Raw genomic sequence first — 255 nt, forward strand, 5'->3', positions numbered from 1 at the left:
AGCATCGTGTCGTAGGCGTATGGGACTTTACGGCTTCGGCTCGACGGGATGCATGGCTCGATGCCTCGTGCTTCCAGCTCCTCGCGGAACCAGGCGCTGTCGTAGCCGCGATCGGCGATCAGATGAGAGGCAGGCGGCAAGGCGTCGAGCACGAGACGTGCGCCCTTGTGGTCGCTCATCTGGCCTTCCGGCAAGAGCAGGATGATCGGCCGGCCGTCACCGTCGCAAACGGTGTGGAGCTTCGAGTTCAGCCCG

The 255-nt window shown here is 64.3% G+C and carries 1 protein-coding gene; it reads right to left on the reverse strand.

What is annotated here, in order from left to right; translation table 11 throughout:
* On the reverse strand, window positions 1–255 hold a 255-nt coding region (locus DUT91_RS25355), incomplete at both ends, for a transposase (protein WP_160113740.1).

This window comes from Paramesorhizobium salinisoli, from assembly GCF_003335045.1.
GTDB classification, from domain to species: Bacteria; Pseudomonadota; Alphaproteobacteria; order Rhizobiales; family Rhizobiaceae; genus Paramesorhizobium; species Paramesorhizobium salinisoli.